This window comes from Marinobacter sp. CHS3-4, assembly GCF_030053415.1.
GTDB lineage: Bacteria > Pseudomonadota > Gammaproteobacteria > Pseudomonadales > Oleiphilaceae > Marinobacter.
Window position 1 is genome coordinate 1,206,671 of sequence record NZ_JASGBJ010000001.1, and the last position, 16,270, is coordinate 1,222,940.

Annotated in this window: 15 protein-coding genes; 11 read left to right on the plus strand and 4 right to left on the minus strand. The window is 56.3% G+C overall.

Annotated elements, in window-relative coordinates; genetic code table 11:
* Positions 1-3: 3 nt before the first annotated feature.
* Positions 4-816, minus strand: coding sequence for a gamma-glutamylcyclotransferase family protein (locus QLQ17_RS05595; protein ID WP_502867350.1), 813 nt, complete (start codon positions 814-816; stop codon positions 4-6).
* Between the two features lie 186 nt (positions 817-1,002).
* Between QLQ17_RS05595 and QLQ17_RS05600 the strand changes: the two genes are divergently transcribed.
* The 4 genes from QLQ17_RS05600 (at position 1,003) to QLQ17_RS05615 (ending at position 5,598) form a co-directional block, all read left to right on the plus strand.
* The gene (locus QLQ17_RS05600; protein WP_502867351.1) at positions 1,003-1,395 is read left to right on the plus strand and encodes a DUF2784 domain-containing protein; all 393 of its coding nucleotides are present in this window, start codon (positions 1,003-1,005) and stop codon (positions 1,393-1,395) included.
* A gap of 120 nt (positions 1,396-1,515) precedes the next feature.
* On the plus strand, positions 1,516-2,877 hold the full coding sequence (locus QLQ17_RS05605; protein WP_283208559.1) for a glycine cleavage T C-terminal barrel domain-containing protein: 1,362 nt from the start codon (positions 1,516-1,518) through the stop codon (positions 2,875-2,877).
* 74 nt (positions 2,878-2,951) lie between these two features.
* Positions 2,952-3,881 (plus strand): methylenetetrahydrofolate reductase, encoded by a 930-nt coding sequence (locus tag QLQ17_RS05610; protein WP_283208560.1) that lies wholly within the window; start codon positions 2,952-2,954, stop codon positions 3,879-3,881.
* Positions 3,862-5,598 (plus strand): formate--tetrahydrofolate ligase, encoded by a 1,737-nt coding sequence (locus tag QLQ17_RS05615; RefSeq protein ID WP_283208561.1) that lies wholly within the window; start codon positions 3,862-3,864, stop codon positions 5,596-5,598. Before QLQ17_RS05610 ends, QLQ17_RS05615 begins: the two co-directional genes overlap by 20 nt.
* Here the strand turns inward: QLQ17_RS05615 and gbdR are convergent.
* Positions 5,590-6,690, minus strand: coding sequence for a choline metabolism transcriptional regulator GbdR (gene gbdR, locus QLQ17_RS05620; protein WP_283208562.1), 1,101 nt, complete (start codon positions 6,688-6,690; stop codon positions 5,590-5,592). The two genes, QLQ17_RS05615 and gbdR, sit on opposite strands and share 9 nt — an antisense overlap.
* Positions 6,691-6,977: 287 nt before the next feature.
* On the opposite strand from gbdR, the gene QLQ17_RS05625 reads away from it, so the two are divergent.
* Positions 6,978-8,360, plus strand: a complete 1,383-nt coding sequence (locus tag QLQ17_RS05625) for an L-serine ammonia-lyase (RefSeq protein WP_283209049.1) — start codon at positions 6,978-6,980, stop codon at positions 8,358-8,360.
* 37 nt (positions 8,361-8,397) lie between these two features.
* On the opposite strand, the gene QLQ17_RS05630 is transcribed toward QLQ17_RS05625, so the two are convergent.
* Positions 8,398-10,968: a GcvT family protein gene (locus QLQ17_RS05630; protein ID WP_283208563.1), complete on the minus strand. Its 2,571-nt coding sequence runs from the start codon at positions 10,966-10,968 to the stop codon at positions 8,398-8,400.
* Positions 10,969-11,149: 181 nt separating this feature from the next.
* Between QLQ17_RS05630 and QLQ17_RS05635 the strand changes: the two genes are divergently transcribed.
* The 3 genes from QLQ17_RS05635 to QLQ17_RS05645 all read left to right on the plus strand — a co-directional run bounded on the left by QLQ17_RS05635 (position 11,150) and on the right by QLQ17_RS05645 (position 14,894).
* The gene (locus QLQ17_RS05635) at positions 11,150-13,183 is read left to right on the plus strand and encodes an alkyl/aryl-sulfatase (protein ID WP_283208564.1); all 2,034 of its coding nucleotides are present in this window, start codon (positions 11,150-11,152) and stop codon (positions 13,181-13,183) included.
* A 229-nt stretch (positions 13,184-13,412) separates the two neighbouring features.
* Positions 13,413-14,030, plus strand: coding sequence for a flavin reductase family protein (locus QLQ17_RS05640; RefSeq protein ID WP_283208565.1), 618 nt, complete (start codon positions 13,413-13,415; stop codon positions 14,028-14,030).
* Positions 14,031-14,072: 42 nt separating this feature from the next.
* The gene (locus QLQ17_RS05645; RefSeq protein WP_283208566.1) at positions 14,073-14,894 is read left to right on the plus strand and encodes a hypothetical protein; all 822 of its coding nucleotides are present in this window, start codon (positions 14,073-14,075) and stop codon (positions 14,892-14,894) included.
* Positions 14,895-14,905: 11 nt separating this feature from the next.
* Here QLQ17_RS05645 and QLQ17_RS05650 read toward each other — a convergent pair whose 3' ends face one another.
* Positions 14,906-15,109, minus strand: a complete 204-nt coding sequence (locus QLQ17_RS05650; protein ID WP_283208567.1) for a DUF3185 family protein — start codon at positions 15,107-15,109, stop codon at positions 14,906-14,908.
* A gap of 28 nt (positions 15,110-15,137) precedes the next feature.
* Between QLQ17_RS05650 and QLQ17_RS05655 the strand changes: the two genes are divergently transcribed.
* The 3 genes from QLQ17_RS05655 (at position 15,138) to QLQ17_RS05665 (ending at position 16,266) form a co-directional block, all read left to right on the plus strand.
* Positions 15,138-15,461, plus strand: a complete 324-nt coding sequence (locus tag QLQ17_RS05655) for a hypothetical protein (protein ID WP_283208568.1) — start codon at positions 15,138-15,140, stop codon at positions 15,459-15,461.
* A gap of 92 nt (positions 15,462-15,553) precedes the next feature.
* The gene (locus QLQ17_RS05660; RefSeq protein ID WP_283208569.1) at positions 15,554-15,844 is read left to right on the plus strand and encodes a flagellar basal body L-ring protein FlgH; all 291 of its coding nucleotides are present in this window, start codon (positions 15,554-15,556) and stop codon (positions 15,842-15,844) included.
* Positions 15,845-15,888: 44 nt separating this feature from the next.
* Positions 15,889-16,266, plus strand: coding sequence for a hypothetical protein (locus tag QLQ17_RS05665; RefSeq protein WP_283208570.1), 378 nt, complete (start codon positions 15,889-15,891; stop codon positions 16,264-16,266).
* Positions 16,267-16,270: the final 4 nt, after the last annotated feature.

Below are 16,270 nucleotides of genomic sequence, written 5' to 3' on the forward strand. Positions count from 1 at the left end.
TCCTCAGTCTTTGTGATAGGAATAACGGCCAACGTAGCGATATTCCCTGGCGTACTCGTTGAGGTAGGTGTTCAGGTACCGCTGTTGAGTCTGATCAAGATGTCCATTTCGAATGTCGTCGATGGTTTCCTCTGCACTGCTGCTGTCCAGCCGTTTCAGGTGGAAGAGTGTCATGTCCCGCCCGCCGAAAAAGCTTTTCAGATAGTCGTGCAGCGATCGCGCCTGCGACATATCAAAAACCGCGCCATAGAGTGCCGTGAGATGGGGCTGTTTGGCCAGCGAGTCTTTGTCAAAAATAGGAAAATCTCCCTCGGGTGGAGAGAAAGCGGGGTAGCGCCCCACTTCATGAATCGGTTGACCGGCCAGGTCTTGAATATAATCCTCATCCAACTGAGCCTGACGGGCGCCATCAAGCACGATGTTCAGATAGCGCTGGCTGGGTCGGCAGTGATTATTGATGAACTGTGGCATACCAACGTAGGTTAACGCAGAGACCGAATCGCTCTCGCCGGGCACGTGCTCGTCGGGAATTACCTCCACTTCAATGCGGTCATAGCCGTGCCCGTACGCTTCAGCAGCATCCAGCAGCTCCAGCGCGTTGTCGTGGCAAAGATGCAATAAGCCGAGCACCCGGTCGTGTGACGCATCGGTACATTCGATGTTACCGACGCCTCCCTCGTGCTGAAAAAAATGCTCGACGTTGAAGCGCAGGCGCCAGCCAGGCAGCTCGGCGCGCCAGGATGCCTCAGGTTCGACGCCTTTGGCTTTCAACGACAGCATGCTCATGTTTGAACCAAAACCAAAGTAGTAAAACATAGCGCCAGTTGCGAGCCTGTCTGCCAAATATACACAAAAACAGAAAAGCTACAGGTTACCCTGCTGACCTCCTTTCGGAAAGTCCTTGTCATAGGGCACCTGGAGGTCAGTGTGCTGCAAAGTCCTCTCCTTAAGACGTTCTGTTCGCTATGGTTAGGGGGGCATGAAAAAAAGTAGGTGAAAGTATTGAATGATCAATTTTTTCTGCTGTTTGCAGATCTGCTTCTGGTGATTCACGTCCTGCTGGTTGCCTTTGTCATCCTGGGGCTGTTGGCCACTTTTGTTGGCTATTTTCTGCAATGGCGTTGGGTTCGAAACGTCTGGTTTCGGCTGGTACACCTGATCGTGATTGGCATCGTGGTGATTCAGTCCTGGCTGGGTGTTCTGTGTCCGTTGACTGCCTGGGAGATGGCGCTGAGGAGAAAGGCAGATCAGGCCGGCTATGAAGGCTCCTTCATTCAGCACTGGCTGCAGTCTCTGCTGTATTACAACGCCCCAGATTGGGTTTTCATATTCGCGTATACCCTGTTCGGGGCACTGGTTCTTGTGAGCTGGTTTTTGGTCAGGCCGAAACGTTAATTGATGGGCGCAAGAGTCGCTCTGACGTTTTTGGTTGTTTTCGTGTCGTATTGGTTCAATCTGCAAATATCAAAGAGGGCCACATTAGGGCTATCCACAACCCGATGAGGGGAGATAGCAATGGCCGTTAAATTCGAAGAAGCACTTCTTGGTTATCCTCAGCAACGCGCGGGCGCTGCCCGTCAGCCCGGTTCTGTAGATCAGTCCGATCGTCGGGTTCCCATCAATCTGCGCCAGTCGGGGCCAACGCCGGTAGAGATGCTGATTTCTACCCGGGTTCGCAAGTCCCCCTACTGGCATCTGGCCTACGAGGCTGGCTGCTGGCGCGCCACGGTGTATAACCGCATGTATCACCCCCGTGGTTACATTCGTCCGGAAGACGGCGGCGCCATGCTGGAGTACGAATCGCTGATTCACGACGTCACCATGTGGAACGTGGCCGTAGAGCGTCAAATTCAGGTGAAAGGACCGGATGCCGAGCGTTTCGTGAACTATGTGATCACGCGGGACGCCACTAAGATCCATCCGATGCGTGGCAAGTACGTCATCCTTTGCAACGAGGAGGGTGGCATCCTCAATGACCCGGTGCTGCTGCGTGTGGCTGAGGATGAATTCTGGTTCTCCCTGTCCGACAGCGATCTGGAGCTCTGGCTGCGGGGCGTCAATCTGGGCATGGGATTTGACGTTACCATCGCGGAAATCGATGTGGCACCGGTGCAGATCCAGGGCCCGAAATCCGAAGCACTGATGGCGGATCTGTTTGGTGAGGCGGTCAGGGATTTGCCCTACTACGGCTTGATGGAAGGCAAGGTGGCGGGTCGTGATGTCATCGTTTCGCAGACTGGCTTCACTGGTGAGAAAGGCTATGAGATCTATCTCAAGGAAGCGACCAAGTACGCCGAAGATCTCTGGTACAGCGTATTGGCTGCGGGTGAGCCTCATAAACTGCGCGTGATTGCGCCAGCTCATCATCGTCGTATTGCTGCGGGCATTCTGTCCTGGGGCCAGGATATAGATCAGGAGACCCTGCCATTCCAATGCAACCTGGCGTATCAGGTGCCACGCAACAAAGAGGCGGACTACATCGGTAAGCAGAAACTTGAGAAGGTCCGCGAACAGATGGATGCAGGGCATCCACCGTTCAGTCACATCATGGTGGGTATCCGATTTGGTGGAGGCCAGGTCACTGACTATGCCAACGATTTCTGGCTGATCAGCGGTGCCGGCGGTGGTGAGGCTCTGGGGTATGTCACGTCTCCCTGGTATTCGCCTGAACTGCAAACGAATATCGGGTTGGGCTATGTGCCCTTCGATATGCGTGATATCGGGACTCGACTCACCGTTCACCTGCCGGTGGAGTATGCCGCTGCGGATGGCTCAACCGCGGTTGAGGCAGAGGTCGTGGAAGTACCTTTCCGGCCATCGGTGAACCCCAATGCCCGGGAACGGGCCAGGGCGAAGGGTATCGACTTCGCCGACTAGCAAAACCGGCCGGGCGGAGGGCGGATTTCTGCCAACCCGGCCAACCCTTCACCTCTTGCGTTGGGGTATGCGTTATGAAGTGGGTGAGCGAGAAACAGCCGATCGGACCTCCTGACCAGGAATCCGCAGCGCGGCTTCAGGCCCTTGTGCGTCTTGCATCTCTGGAAGCGACGCCGCGCCAGATTCTTCAGGCTGAGGATCTTCAGTCCATGCTGCCTGCAGGCACCTGCGTTTACGTGCCTTTTCTGCCGAAAGGCCAGTTCGCCGATACGCTGGCAGCGTGCAGGCGGTTGCTGGAGATTGGCATGCAGCCAATACCGCACGTGCCGGCCCGAATGGCAGAAAGCCGCGAGCAACTTCGGGGCTGGCTGGCAGAGATGGAGGAAAGTGGCATCGACCGTCTGCTGCTGATTGCCGGCGACAGCGATTCCGTTGCGGGTCCTTTTCCGGACACGCTGGCGGTTTTTGAATCCGGATTGCTTTCCCAGTTCCGGTTTCATGGCATCGGAGTTGCCGCCCACCCGGACGGTCACCCCTGGGCTGACAGAGCAACGCTGCTAGAAGCCCTGCGCTACAAGCGCGAGTACGCGCGAACAACCTCGACGCGTCTCTGGGTAGTTACCCAGTTCACTTTCGATTCCGAGGTGGTGATCGACTGGCTTCAAAGTCTGGGCAACATCCTGGAAGAAATACCGGTCTATATCGGAATGGCAGGCCCTACCAGGGTAACAACGTTGTTGGCCTATGCCGCTCAGTGCGGAGTGGGAGCGGCTGCCCGTGCCATGCTCAAACGTCCTGGAAGTGTGCGGCTGTTGGGCGCGTGGACGCCAGACGACATGGTGCGCGAGCTCGTTCGGTACTGTCTGGACAACCCGGAAACCCTGCTTCGGGGCATTCATCTTTTTCCATTTGGTGGGTTGCGCCAGTCAGCGCAATGGATACAGGAACACAGCGGGTCCGTCGAGGATCAGAGGAGTGAGTACCATGAGTCTTCAGTACAATAAACTGTCACCCGTCACCCCGACGCTGGCGGATTTTCCACCGCCGGGCACTCCGGACATTGAGATTGCTCGATCCGTTCAGCCTCAGTCGATTCTGCTGCTGGCACAGCAGCGGTTTGGCCTGCCGGCGGAAAGCCTGGTGCCCTTCGGTCACTACAAAGCCAAGCTGGATATGTCTTATGTCGATACGTCCGCCGCGGCGCCCAAAGGCAAGCTGGTACTGGTTACCGCGATTACGCCAACGCCGGCGGGCGAGGGCAAGACCACCACCAGCGTGGGATTGAACGACGGATTCAATCGGCTTGGCGTGCGCTCTTCCGTGTGCCTGCGTGAGCCCTCTTTGGGTCCCTGCTTTGGAATGAAAGGTGGGGCAGCCGGCGGCGGCCGGTCGCAGGTGATTCCAATGGAGGACATCAACCTGCATTTCAATGGTGATTTCCATGCAATTACCACGGCCCATAACCTGCTGGCGTCGCTGATTGACAATCATATTCACTGGGGCAACGAATCCGGCCTGGACCCACGTCACGTCAGTTGGCGGCGGGTGATGGATCTGACCGACCGTTCGTTGCGCAACATGGTCTGTGGTCTTGGCGGTGCCGCCCACGGCGTGCCCCGGGAAACGGGTTTCGATATCACCGTGTCGTCTGAAATCATGGCGATTCTCTGTCTGGCAGACGGCCGTGCTGATCTGAAACAAAGGCTGGGCAACATCATCGTTGGTCGACGTACGGACATGACCCCGGTCACGGTTCGTGATCTGGGGATGGAAGGCGCTTTGACGGTTCTGTTGAAAGATGCGCTCCAGCCAAACCTGGTGCAGAGCCTGGAGCACAACCCGGTGTTCATCCACGGTGGTCCTTTCGCCAACATTGCCCATGGATGCAATTCGGTGACGGCGACAAGGGCAGCTCTGGCCCTCAACGATGTGGTAGTCACCGAAGCTGGATTCGGCGCCGATCTGGGCGCCGAGAAATTTATCGACATCAAGTGCCGGCACACGGGGTTGCGGCCTGATGCTGCTGTGGTGGTCTGTACGATACGCGCCCTGAAAATGCAGGGCGGAGTGGCGAAAACGCAGCTTTCCATACCTGATCTGGAGGCCGTGCGTCAGGGCTCTGCCAATCTGGAGCGACACGTTCGTAATCTGCAACAGTTCGGGCTGACACCGGTGGTCTGCATTAACCGGTTCCCGGACGATACGGAAGAGGAGATGAACCTTGTGAAGTCGCTTTGCGGCGAACTGGGCGTAAAAGCCATTCCGTCCAGTCATTGGGCGACGGGTGGCGAAGGAGCAACGGATCTGGCTCAGGCGGTGATGGACCAGATGGATGAGGGCAAGCCCGATATTGAGTTTCTGTACGAGGACAGTCTGCCGCTGGCGGATAAAATCGAGACCGTTGCCACCCGCATCTACCATGCCCGGAACGTGGAGTTTGCGCCGGCGGCCAAACGTCAGCTGCAGGAGTACGAAGACCTTGGTTTTGGGCATTTGCCAGTGTGCATTGCCAAAACCCAGTACAGCTTCTCGGCGGATTCATCTCTCAGAGGTGCTCCAACGGGACACACCTTGCCGGTCAGAGAAGTACGATTGGCTGCTGGCGCAGGTTTCGTGGTGGCCGTGTGTGGCGACATCATGACCATGCCGGGCTTGCCTCGGCGCCCGGCCGCTCTGGATATTGAGTTGGATGACAATGGCCTGGTGGTGGGGCTAACCTGAGCGAGAGCTGAGCACGGTGCCATAGGTGGGCTCTGTGCGGGCCCGCCTTAGCGCTTCAAATGACGCGGACGCCAGATCGACCGGCCCGCCGGCCGACTGGTGTTCCCCGTACAGTTCCATTCGTTCGTGTTTGGGCGCGCGGCCCATGATCTTGCGATAGCACCGGCTGAAGTGTGTTGCGGAGACAAACCCGCACATCGAAGCTATCTCGACAATCGAACAAGAGGTCTGTTTCAGCAGCCGCCGGGCCCGGCTCAAGCGCACACGAAGATAGTAACGGGACGGTGTGCAGCCGACATGTTTCAGGAACAGCCGCTCCAACTGCCGACTGGACACTCCGGCCAGAGACGCCAGCTCCTTCAGTTCTATGGGCTCCTCGATGTTCGCTTCCATTAGCTGGGCGGCCTCCGCCAGTTTGGGTTGGGCGCAGGCCAGTCTGGGATGGATGGGCATGGGTTGATGTTCGCTCTCCTCCCGCACCCGGTCACAGATAAACATGTGGGACACGGCGTTGCTCAGATCCTTGCCGTGTCGGCGAGACAGAAAGCTGAGCATCATGTGCATGGGTACGGAGCCTCCGGTGCAGGTCATCCGGTCTTTTTCGATGGTGAATAGGCGATTGTTGGTCTGTACCCGTGGAAAATCTTCCTGAATGGCTTCCAGGCATTCCCAGTGCGCGCTGCAGGCGTGGCCATCCAAAAGGTGAGCGCTTGCCAGGACGTAAGCACCGGTGCAGACGGCACCCAGAAGCACATGTCGACGCCCCATCTGCTTTAGCCAGTTGACCTCTTTGGTCGAGAAACTGCGGGTGACGTTAATGCCGGCTACGACGATAACCAGATCGAAATGGGTTTCGTCCCGTATGGATGCATCAGGAACCATGGTGATGCCGTCACTTGCGCGAGCGAATTCGCCATCGGCGGTCAGCAGTTTCCAGGTATAGAGTTCTGTGCCCGCCAACTGGTTGGCCATGCGAAGGGGTTCAACCGCCGTGGCCAGGGCAATCAGCGTGAAGTTATCAATCAGCAGAAAGCCGACGCGGTAGGGGGGCCAAACCGTTGGCTGAATGGGCGAGTCTGTGTCAGTCGTCATGCAACCTCCCCCGCGGCCCAGCGAAGGTCGTCTGTATCTGGACCGTCGTCTTCTGAAATTAGCTTTGTTGTTTTGACCGTGCAAATAATGATCAGTTCAGACTTTTGATCATTCTATGGCGGCCCTCTGATCAGACATGGTCCAAAAACGACACTGCCCGGTCCCGGATGGCCTCCATGCGACGCGGTAGTCTGTCGAAAATCATCTTGCTGTTGTCGTCAGAAAGCATGCGTGAGCCTTCCCTGGGCGCTATCCTGAACCTAAATCTCAGCGCAGGAGTCTGCGAATTGGCTATCAGTCTGTTCGAGCTTTTCAAAGCAGGCATCGGACCATCCAGCTCCCATACCGTGGGGCCGATGGAAGCCGCGCGCCGTTTTGCGGTGATGCTGGAAGAGCAGGGCTTGCTTGACCGTGTGTGCCGGGTCAAAGTCGCTCTGTACGGTTCTCTGGGCGCTACCGGCAAAGGCCACGGCAGCGGCCCGGCGGTTATGATGGGGCTGGAAGGCGAACGCGCCGCGCTGATTGATCCTGACCAGATGCCGGAACGCCTTGAAGCCATTCGAAGCAGTGGAAGTCTGACGCTGGCAGGGCTTCATCCCGTGCGCTTCCGGGAAAACCATGACCTGATCTATCACCGTCGGAAGTCGTTGCCTGCGCACCCGAATGGCATGGTGTGTCAGGCGTTTGATCACTCCGGGGAGTGTCTCAGCGAGAAGACCTATTATTCCGTTGGCGGCGGCTTCGTGGTCAATACCAATAACCAGGGCGAGTTGGACATACGTGAAGACGATACGCCGTTACCCTTTCCGTTCAGCAGCGGCAGAACCCTGTTGGCCCAATGCCGGGATAACGAGCTGACCATTGCCGATATCATGCTGGCCAACGAACAGGCATGGCGAACAGAGGACGAGATCCGGCGCGGCATCCTCGAATTATGGTGGGTAATGCGGGAATGCGTTCAGAACGGTATCCGCCACGAAGGCGAATTACCCGGGGGGCTGAAAGTTCGTCGCAGGGCGGCCTCGCTGTATCAGTCGTTGATGGATAAGGATCGAGTTGACCTGATTTCCCCATCCCTGAGCGCGTTGGACTGGGTAAATCTCTATGCCCTGGCGGTGAACGAAGAGAACGCGGCCGGTGGACGGGTTGTGACAGCCCCCACCAATGGCGCCGCCGGTATCATTCCTGCTGTTTTGCATTACTACTGGGAGTTCTGCCCCCAGGCCACCGAAGACGGCATTGTTCGCTTTATGCTGACTGCCGGGGCGATTGGCCTCCTGTTCAAGCAGAACGCGTCGATCTCGGGGGCCGAAGTGGGGTGTCAGGGCGAAGTGGGCTCCGCCTGCGCCATGGCGGCTGCGGGATTGGCGGCGGCCACCGGCGGCTCGCCGGAACAGGTGGAAAACGCCGCGGAAATCGGCATGGAACATCACCTCGGGATGACGTGCGATCCGATTGGCGGATTGGTGCAGATTCCATGCATTGAACGCAATGCCATGGCGTCAGTGAAGGCCATCGATGCAGCCATTATGGCGTTACGGGGTGACGGCAAGCACTTTGTATCCCTGGATAAGGTGCTTCACACCATGCGGGAAACCGGAAAAGATATGCTGGATAAATACAAGGAAACTGCGAGAGGCGGGTTGGCGGTCAACATCATTGAATGCTGACCGCCGAACGCTCCGGGTTAATCAGGGGTAATCAGGGTCAGGATTTGACCCGTTCGTTATCCGGGTCGTACATCGCCCGATAGCCAACCGACTCAATGCGGATGGGGTAGTGCTCCTGGAAGTACTCCAGCGTCAGTTCCCGGCCTTCTTCAGCGTACTCGGCGGGGATGTACCCCAGCAGAATGATCTTGCCCACCGATGGACCATAGGCAATGCTGGTGTTGTAGGAGCGGCGCCCCTGGCTGTCCACCAGCACCTCGCCGGAATTCGGGTCCAGGATTGGCCACTGGCCGACCGGATACCGCAACACGCCGCTGGCATCTTTGTGTTCGGTCATGGTCATGGTGCAAAGATAGGCGGCTTGCTTTGCCAACGCCCGTTGTTGCAGGTAGGCGTCCTTGCCATGGAAGTTGGCGTCTTTTACTTTCGGTCGCTGCAGCCCGGCCTCGTAGAGGTTGTACTCGGTTTCCAGATCGGTGTTCTGCAAACGCAGGCTTTTCTCCATGCGACGGGTATTGGCGTAGGTTTCTATACCGACCGGGGTCACTCCTGCGCTGAAGAACAGGTCCCAGATCCGTAGACCGTAACTAAACGGGAAGTAGAGCTCCCAGCCCTGTTCGCCCACATAGGAAATACGGAAGGCCCAGACCGGCACCCCCTGAACGTTCAATTCCCGGGCAGTGGCAAACGGGAAATTCTCGTTCGACAACTGATCCGGATCTGTGACGAATTGCGCCAGAGTTTCCCGGGCTTTGGGCCCCCAAAGCCCCAGGGTGGCGACTTCGTCCGTGCGGTCGTCCAGTCGAATGTTGTTCAGTCCTTGTTCGCGGGCCATGCGGGTGATCCAGCAGTAATCCCGATAACCGGTATCGCCGCCGCAGACAACGCGGTAGTCATTGTCACCTCGCCGGATGATGGTCAGGTCCGAGCGGATGCCTCCGCGTGAATCCAGGAAATGGGTGTAAACGCCTTTGCCATGCGGTGTGCTGCCGCCGACCTTGGCCACGGACAGATATTCCAGCAGCGATTCCGCGTCGTCGCCGGTGATGTCGAAAATTGCGAAGTGAGACAGGTTCACCATGCCCACGGATTCGCTCATTTCCAATTGCTCCGCGTTGGACACTTCCCAGAAATGGCGGGCGTCCCACTCGTTTTCCCGCCGGGGAATGCGGTCGCGGTATTTCTCCAACAGGGTGGCCTCGTTGGCCGCATAGCCATGAGCCCGCTCCCAGCCGGCCGCTTCCATAAAATAACCACCCAGCTCTACCTCTCGAAGGTAGAACGGGCTGTTGCGCATCCGGCGCCCGGTTTCATAGGGCTCTCTTGGGTGTACCGCCGGGGTGTAGATCTTCTTGGCCGTTTCGTAGCAGCGGTTATACACATAGTCCGGTGTTTTCTGAACCGGATAATGCCGGGCAATATCAACGCTATGAATATCCAGGTCTGCAGAGCCATGGGTCATCCAGTCTGCCAGGACTTTGCCAGCGCCGGGGCCGTCTTTGACCCACACCGCCTCGCAGAACCAAAGGTTGTTTACTTCCGGGCTCTCTCCCATCAGTGAACCGCCGTCGGGTGTGACCGACAGCAGCCCGTTGAAGGAGTGTTTTTCCTCCCACCCCAATTCGCCCAGTATCGGCGTCATCTCGATGGCTTTCTCGTAGGCGTCCATGACCTGCTCCAAAGAGAGATCCCGCATGGAAGGCGACATGCGTGCCTCGCCAGGCTCGGCAATGGCTTTGGGGTAAACCAGTCTTGGGTCTTCGGCTTCGTAGTAGCCCCATTCGATGCGACCACCCTCGGTGGTTTTGGGGTCGCCGGTATCCCGGACATAGGCGGAATTGCCCTGATCCCGGAACAGGGGGTAGCCAATCTGTTTGCCGGTGCCTTCAAATTCATCGTAGGGCCCGAAAAACAGCAGTGGGTGTTCCAGGGGCATCAGCGGCAGGGCTGCTTTTGCAGTGTCTGCCATGATTGGCCCCCAGATACCCATCGACAGTACGACATACTCTGCTTCAATGTAGCCTTTGTGAGTCTCTACGCCGCGCACCTTGCCATCCTGCACGTCGATGCGAATGGCCGGGGTGTAGGCAAACGCCTGAAGTTTGCCGGTGGCCACCGCTTCTTCCACCAGGTCGCCAGCCACTCGTTGTGACCGTGGCACGACCAGTCCGGCGTCCGGGTCCCACATGGCGCCCTGGATGGAGTCTTCGTTCAACAACGGAAACAGCTCTTTGGCCTGGGCTGGCGAAATCATGCTGACATTGGTGCCGAAGGCTTTGCCGGAACCTACTTTACGAAGCAGTTCCTGCATCCGCCCGTCGTCGTCCTTGCGGGCGACTTCCATGCCGCCACACTTCACATAGTTGCCCCGTTTCTCGTAAAACGCCTGACTGTACTTGGTGGTGTAAATGTTCAGTTTGTCGTGGGAGGTGGTAAAGCAGAAATCCGAGGCGTGGGAGGTGGAGCCGATATCAGACGGGATGGCGGACTTTTCAAGCCCGACGATGTCATCCCAGCCGTTTTCGATCAGGTGATGGGCCACCGACGCCCCAACAATACCGCCTTGGCCGACAATGACGACTTTTGCACGTTTCGGTAATTGTGCCATGTTGAATCTCCCTCACCCGTGGTTAACGGACATTGAACGCCCGGGGTTACCGCAGCTCTGATTCAATGTGGCTCTCATTGGGGTAAGGTGGTAAATCCAATACGACACCAAGGCGACCAAAAACGGCAAGGTGACGTCTGCATTAACCTTGCGAACAATAACAATACTTTTGAGGATTCTTATGCTGCGTTCGGGTCACGTTCTGATTCTATCCCTGTTTGCCATGATGGTTTTGTTGGCGGGGTGTGGTTCTGATTCCGGTGAGTTATCTGGCGAGAGTCAGTCAGGTCATTCAGCGCCTACTGAAAGCACGCGGGTTGCCAACGAAGCAGTGCTGAGCCAGCGACCCTTCTCCAATCGCGAGGATTTCGATCACGCACGTCGTGGACTGATTGCTCAGGACCCGGATCTGGTGGTGAAACAGTCGGATGGCCAACAGGTTTGGAATATGCCGGCCTACGACTTTGTGAATGACGAAGGCAAGAATGCTCCGGCTTCCGTCAATCCCAGCCTCTGGCGCCAGGCGGCCCTGAACAACATTCACGGGCTGTTTGAAGTCACCGATGGCATTTATCAGATCCGAGGTTACGACCTGTCGAACATGACCCTGATTGAAGGCGATACCGGCTGGATTCTGGTTGATCCTCTGACGGCGAAAGAAACCGCCAGTCGAGCGTTTTTGTTTGCCCGTGAGCATCTGGGCGAGAAACCGGTTCACGCGATCATGTTTACCCATAGCCATGTCGACCATTTCGGCGGGGTGCAGGGCATCCTTCAGCATCTGTCTGAGCAAGAGAAAGCCGGGTTGAAAATCATTGCTCCTGCGGGTTTTGAAGACGAGGCAACCAGCGAAAACATAATTGCGGGTCCTGCCATGAGCCGCCGTGCCACGTACATGTACGGCAAGCGCCTGGCCCGGGATTCGCGCGGGCACATTGATACGGGGCTGGGGAAGAGCCCCGCGTTTGGTACCTTTGGCTTTGCACCACCCACGGACGTGATCAGTGAGACCGGTTCGACCATGACGGTGGACGGTGTGCCTATGGAATTCCAGATTGTGTCGGGGTCTGAGGCGCCGGCCGAGTTCACCTTTTATCTGCCCGAAAAGAAAGCTTTCTGCGGCGCCGAGCTGGTCAGCCGGAACATGCATAATCTTTACACCCTGCGTGGCGCCAAGGTCCGTGACGCCCGTATCTGGAGCGGATTTATTGACGAGGCCAGGACCCGTTTTGCAGAGGCTGAGGTCTATTTTGCCAGCCACCACTGGCCGCTCTGGGGGCAAGAGGCCATTCAGGATTTTCTGGCCAAGCAACGCGACACCTATAAATTCATCCACGACCAGACGGTTCGCCTGATGAATCAGGGCGCAACGCCACGAGAAATCTCGGAACAGATCAGTCTACCTAAAGCATTGAGCTCTGATTTTCACAACCAGGGCTATTACGGCACCGTGTCCCACAACGCGAAGGCGGTTTACCAGTATTACATGGGGTGGTTTAACGCCAATCCAGCCCAGTTGAATCCCTTGCCGGAGGGCGAAACAGCCCAGCGCTACGTCGATATGATGGGGGGCGTGGATGAGGTTCTACTGAAAGCCCGAAAACAATTTGATTCCGCCGCAGACAAGAACGCAGAAGAGGGCCTGGATACCTATCGCTGGCTTGCCGAGTTGCTGAACCACGTGGTGTTTGTGGCGCCCGATAATGACGATGCCAAAGCTTTGCTGGCAGGCGTTTACGACCAGCTGGGCTATCAGGCGGAATCCGGACCCTGGCGGGATTTCTACCTTTCAGGAGCCTATGAATTACGTCATGGATCGCCCGAAACCGGCATCGAGCCAGTAATGATGAAGGACCTGCTGTTGCACACGCCGGTATCATTGTTTTTTGACAGCATGGCCGTTCGCCTGATTGCCGAAGCAGCAGAGGGCGAACACCTGAACATAAAGATCCGTTTTACCGACCTTGAGGAAACCTATCTACTGACTCTGCAAAACTCCGTGCTGCACAATCGTCTGGTCACGGCAGACACACCGGCTGACGCCACGCTGATGGTCACTCGCGCGGCGTTTGTGGACCTGTTGATTGGTGAGGCAGGGATCTCAGACCTGCTGTTCAGCGATGACATCAACTTCGAGGGAAGCAAGCTGGATCTGATCAGCTTCTTTGGCATGCTGGATAAACCGGAAGGTCGGTTCGATGTCGTGACTCCGTAAAACGGTGTAACACCAGAGCCCTACAGTCCGGTCTACAATAAGTACTATGAAGGTTTGAAAAATGATCAGGAATCCGAAGAGTAATCTGATCCCGGGTTAACCAATGTTTAAACACGAGCAGCTCCAAACGGAGCTGTTTGTTTTTCAGAATACCGGATGACTGGGCGTGGAAATAACGATACTTACTTAACGAAAAAAATCCCTGCGACTCAGAAATGGTGGAGAATCCATGCTTATTGACCTCGAGACGATCGATTCCAAACACATACATCCCATCCTCACGCAGACAGTGATTCCGCGCCCGGTGGCGTGGGTGCTGTCGACCAACCCGGGCGGCGATTACAATCTTGCCCCGTATTCTTTTTTTACCGTCATTACCAGCAAGCCGCCCATTCTGATGGTGTCCGTCGGCAAGAAGCCGTCTGACGGTTCGTTCAAGGACACTCGAGTCAATCTGGAAGCTCGCAGGCAGTTTGTAGTGCACATTGGTGCCAGCGAGCACGCCGAAGCCATGACGGCATCGTCGCGCCATCTGGATCACGGCGAGTCGGAGCTGGATCAGCTGGATCTGCAACTGGTGCATGAAGAGGATTGGCCTCTGCCGCGTGTAGAGGGTTGTCCTGTGGCCCTGTATTGTGAGCTCCGGGAAGTGATTGAAATGGGTGATACACCTCAGTCGCTGGTGTTTGGTGATATCAAGCGGGTGTTCGTGGACGACCGGGTGGGCAGCATCAATGATCAGGGGCGTTACGTCATTGACGCCCAAGGCATTGACCCGATTGCACGCCTCGGTGGCAGCGAGTACAGCACTCTGGGTGACATTCTGAATGTGCCAAGACCCGACTGACGATACGTATCTGATATCTCCAGGCCTGAAGGGATGGTAGCGATGGTCTTACGCGACACACTTAAAACAGCGGACGTGTACGTAAAGGTTTCGCTCGCCGTCTGGTTGGCGGCCACCGTTGATGCCCTGGGCGGGCTTATGGGTTTTTGGTCAGTGGTTGGCGATGCCAGGGAACTGGTCCTGATTGCCGAGTTTGTAATGATGCTCGTGCTCCTGATCAATTGCTATGCGCTTAAAAACTGGATAGTCAGACACACCGATCACTCCCTTTATCGTCAAGTGGCGTGGCTCAGTGTCGGCTCTCTGGTCCTTTGTATTCTGGGTGATCTGGTGAACTTCAACCTGCCGGAATCCTATTACCGCTATGGCCAGGTTGTTAAGCATGACTACCTTGCTGATTCGGTCTGGTTTTTCGCCCCCGGTTATCTGCTTTTGCTGATAGCAGCCGTCAGAATTGCGCGAGCGAATGGTCTGGGAATTGCGGGCATTGCTGCCTTGCTGGCGGTTGCGGGCATTATCGGCGGTGTCTCTATCAACGCCATGCATCTGCCGGGTACTGGCACTTACGTCTCAGCCATCACAGGCTTTTACGGCATTTTTATTACGGTGGTCGGTGCCAGTGGTATCGTCTTCATGTTGTCTTTTGGCAAGCGGCGGTTCCGTCCGGGCGTGCTTCTGGTCAGCGTTGGAATTTTGATGGCTGCGGTGGCAGACAGCGTGATTGGTCAGTTCTGGATCTACGGTAACGGCGGTGAGGGCTTCTTCCCCGCCGCCCGGTACGTGAACTGGTCGCTTTACGTTGGGTCCCAGTGTCTAGTCATCCACTTGGCGCGCGTGGCCTATTGGAATCGACCTTGTTCTTGAGACCCCAAACTCTATTTTTTGATAAACGTCAGGAAGGCACCGGCCGCTGCAGAAGCAGCGCCGCCGATCAAATACCACATGGTTTCATCGGTAAAACGACCGGTCAGTGATTCGGTAATCTGTCCGCCGACGGACTGTGAGGATTGGTAGCCGAAGTAGAGCAGAACGATACCGACAACCAGAAGAACGATACCGATTAGCTTATTGTTTCCCATAGGTATTCCACTTTTGAAGGTTTGATTTATGTCTGAAGATCCGCTGAAAACACTCTCTGATATGGCCAGTGACGCTCATGCCCGCATTCAGGCGACCCATGATCACATCAATCCGGTCATTGAGGTTCGCCGGAAAATGCGAGATGCAGGTATCCCCGCAGACGTGATGACCATCGACTGTTTGCGAACCCGTCGCAGGATCACACTCATATTACACGATGGTCAGCCCGGGATGCTGCTCTACCAGTTCATCACAATTGATGAGGAAGTGGGAAATAACTTCCAGAGCATGGCATTTGCCGACATGGACACCCAGAAGCTCTTTGGGTGGATTGAAGATTATTTCGGCTAGAGGCTGAAAGCTTTAGAACTTTTGCCCTGTATAAAAGTCTGACTTGGTGAGTAAGGCGTAACCAGAGTCAGGGAGCATAGGAGGGCAAGATCATGAAATACCTTGTAACGGTTGCAATACTGCTGTTTTTGGCGGGTTGTTCATCGCAGCCTAAAATCATTTCAGCCGAAAACTCTGAAGGCGGAGTGGCAGTCAGTAAGCCGGAAGGCTATCCGAAGACAGAGATAAGAGCCCTGCCGGATCAGCCAGGTTTCTGCGTTGCTGTTACAGAAAGCTGGAGAGAAGGGAGTCGCGATGGCCAGACCGTATGGCTGAAGGAGGCAGCGGTCGAGAGCGCAAGCTGCACCAAAACGCAATGGTATGAGCTGGCCAGACACTACTAAAGACTCTATGATCCTACCTCCACACGGCAGGATCGGGATGGTCTATGAAGTTTCCGATAGCGACGGTCGCGCTGGTATCAGCCGCGTTAGCGTTTGTATTTTGGCAATACAATCAGGCGCCGCCTGCAGGCTCTGAAGAAAACCGGTTTCATAATCTTTCATCGAACCCCATCGAGCGAGGCGAAGTCGTCGATTGGGTAGCGAGTCAGGTATCGGACCTGTGCGTCGAAGCGACTGGCTTTCCCTCAGGCACTGAGAAGCACGGTGATTGTGTTGCTTCGAGCGAGTCCAATCAGCCCGGCTGTCGACGCCTTGCAGCAGCAGAATATCCCCCTGAAATCACTTCAGATGCGGCTTTTCGGGATCTGTCCACTACAATGATGGCATGCATGGTACGACAGTCTCGCCCTCTCAATGGATGATCTT

Excerpts from the sequence above, each read along its gene's own strand:
- QLQ17_RS05595 (WP_502867350.1), bottom strand. The coding sequence starts at position 816 with ATGTTTTACTACTTTGGTTTTGGTTCAAACATGAGCATGCTGTCGTTG.
- QLQ17_RS05605 (WP_283208559.1), top strand. The coding sequence starts at position 1,516 with ATGGCCGTTAAATTCGAAGAAGCACTTCTTGGTTATCCTCAGCAACGC.
- QLQ17_RS05610 (WP_283208560.1), top strand. The coding sequence starts at position 2,952 with ATGAAGTGGGTGAGCGAGAAACAGCCGATCGGACCTCCTGACCAGGAA.
- QLQ17_RS05615 (WP_283208561.1), top strand. The coding sequence starts at position 3,862 with ATGAGTCTTCAGTACAATAAACTGTCACCCGTCACCCCGACGCTGGCG.
- gbdR (WP_283208562.1), bottom strand. The coding sequence starts at position 6,690 with ATGACGACTGACACAGACTCGCCCATTCAGCCAACGGTTTGGCCCCCC.
- QLQ17_RS05630 (WP_283208563.1), bottom strand. The coding sequence starts at position 10,968 with ATGGCACAATTACCGAAACGTGCAAAAGTCGTCATTGTCGGCCAAGGC.
- QLQ17_RS05635 (WP_283208564.1), top strand. The coding sequence starts at position 11,150 with ATGCTGCGTTCGGGTCACGTTCTGATTCTATCCCTGTTTGCCATGATG.
- QLQ17_RS05640 (WP_283208565.1), top strand. The coding sequence starts at position 13,413 with ATGCTTATTGACCTCGAGACGATCGATTCCAAACACATACATCCCATC.
- QLQ17_RS05645 (WP_283208566.1), top strand. The coding sequence starts at position 14,073 with ATGGTCTTACGCGACACACTTAAAACAGCGGACGTGTACGTAAAGGTT.
- QLQ17_RS05650 (WP_283208567.1), bottom strand. The coding sequence starts at position 15,109 with ATGGGAAACAATAAGCTAATCGGTATCGTTCTTCTGGTTGTCGGTATC.
- QLQ17_RS05655 (WP_283208568.1), top strand. The coding sequence starts at position 15,138 with ATGTCTGAAGATCCGCTGAAAACACTCTCTGATATGGCCAGTGACGCT.
- QLQ17_RS05660 (WP_283208569.1), top strand. The coding sequence starts at position 15,554 with ATGAAATACCTTGTAACGGTTGCAATACTGCTGTTTTTGGCGGGTTGT.
- QLQ17_RS05665 (WP_283208570.1), top strand. The coding sequence starts at position 15,889 with ATGAAGTTTCCGATAGCGACGGTCGCGCTGGTATCAGCCGCGTTAGCG.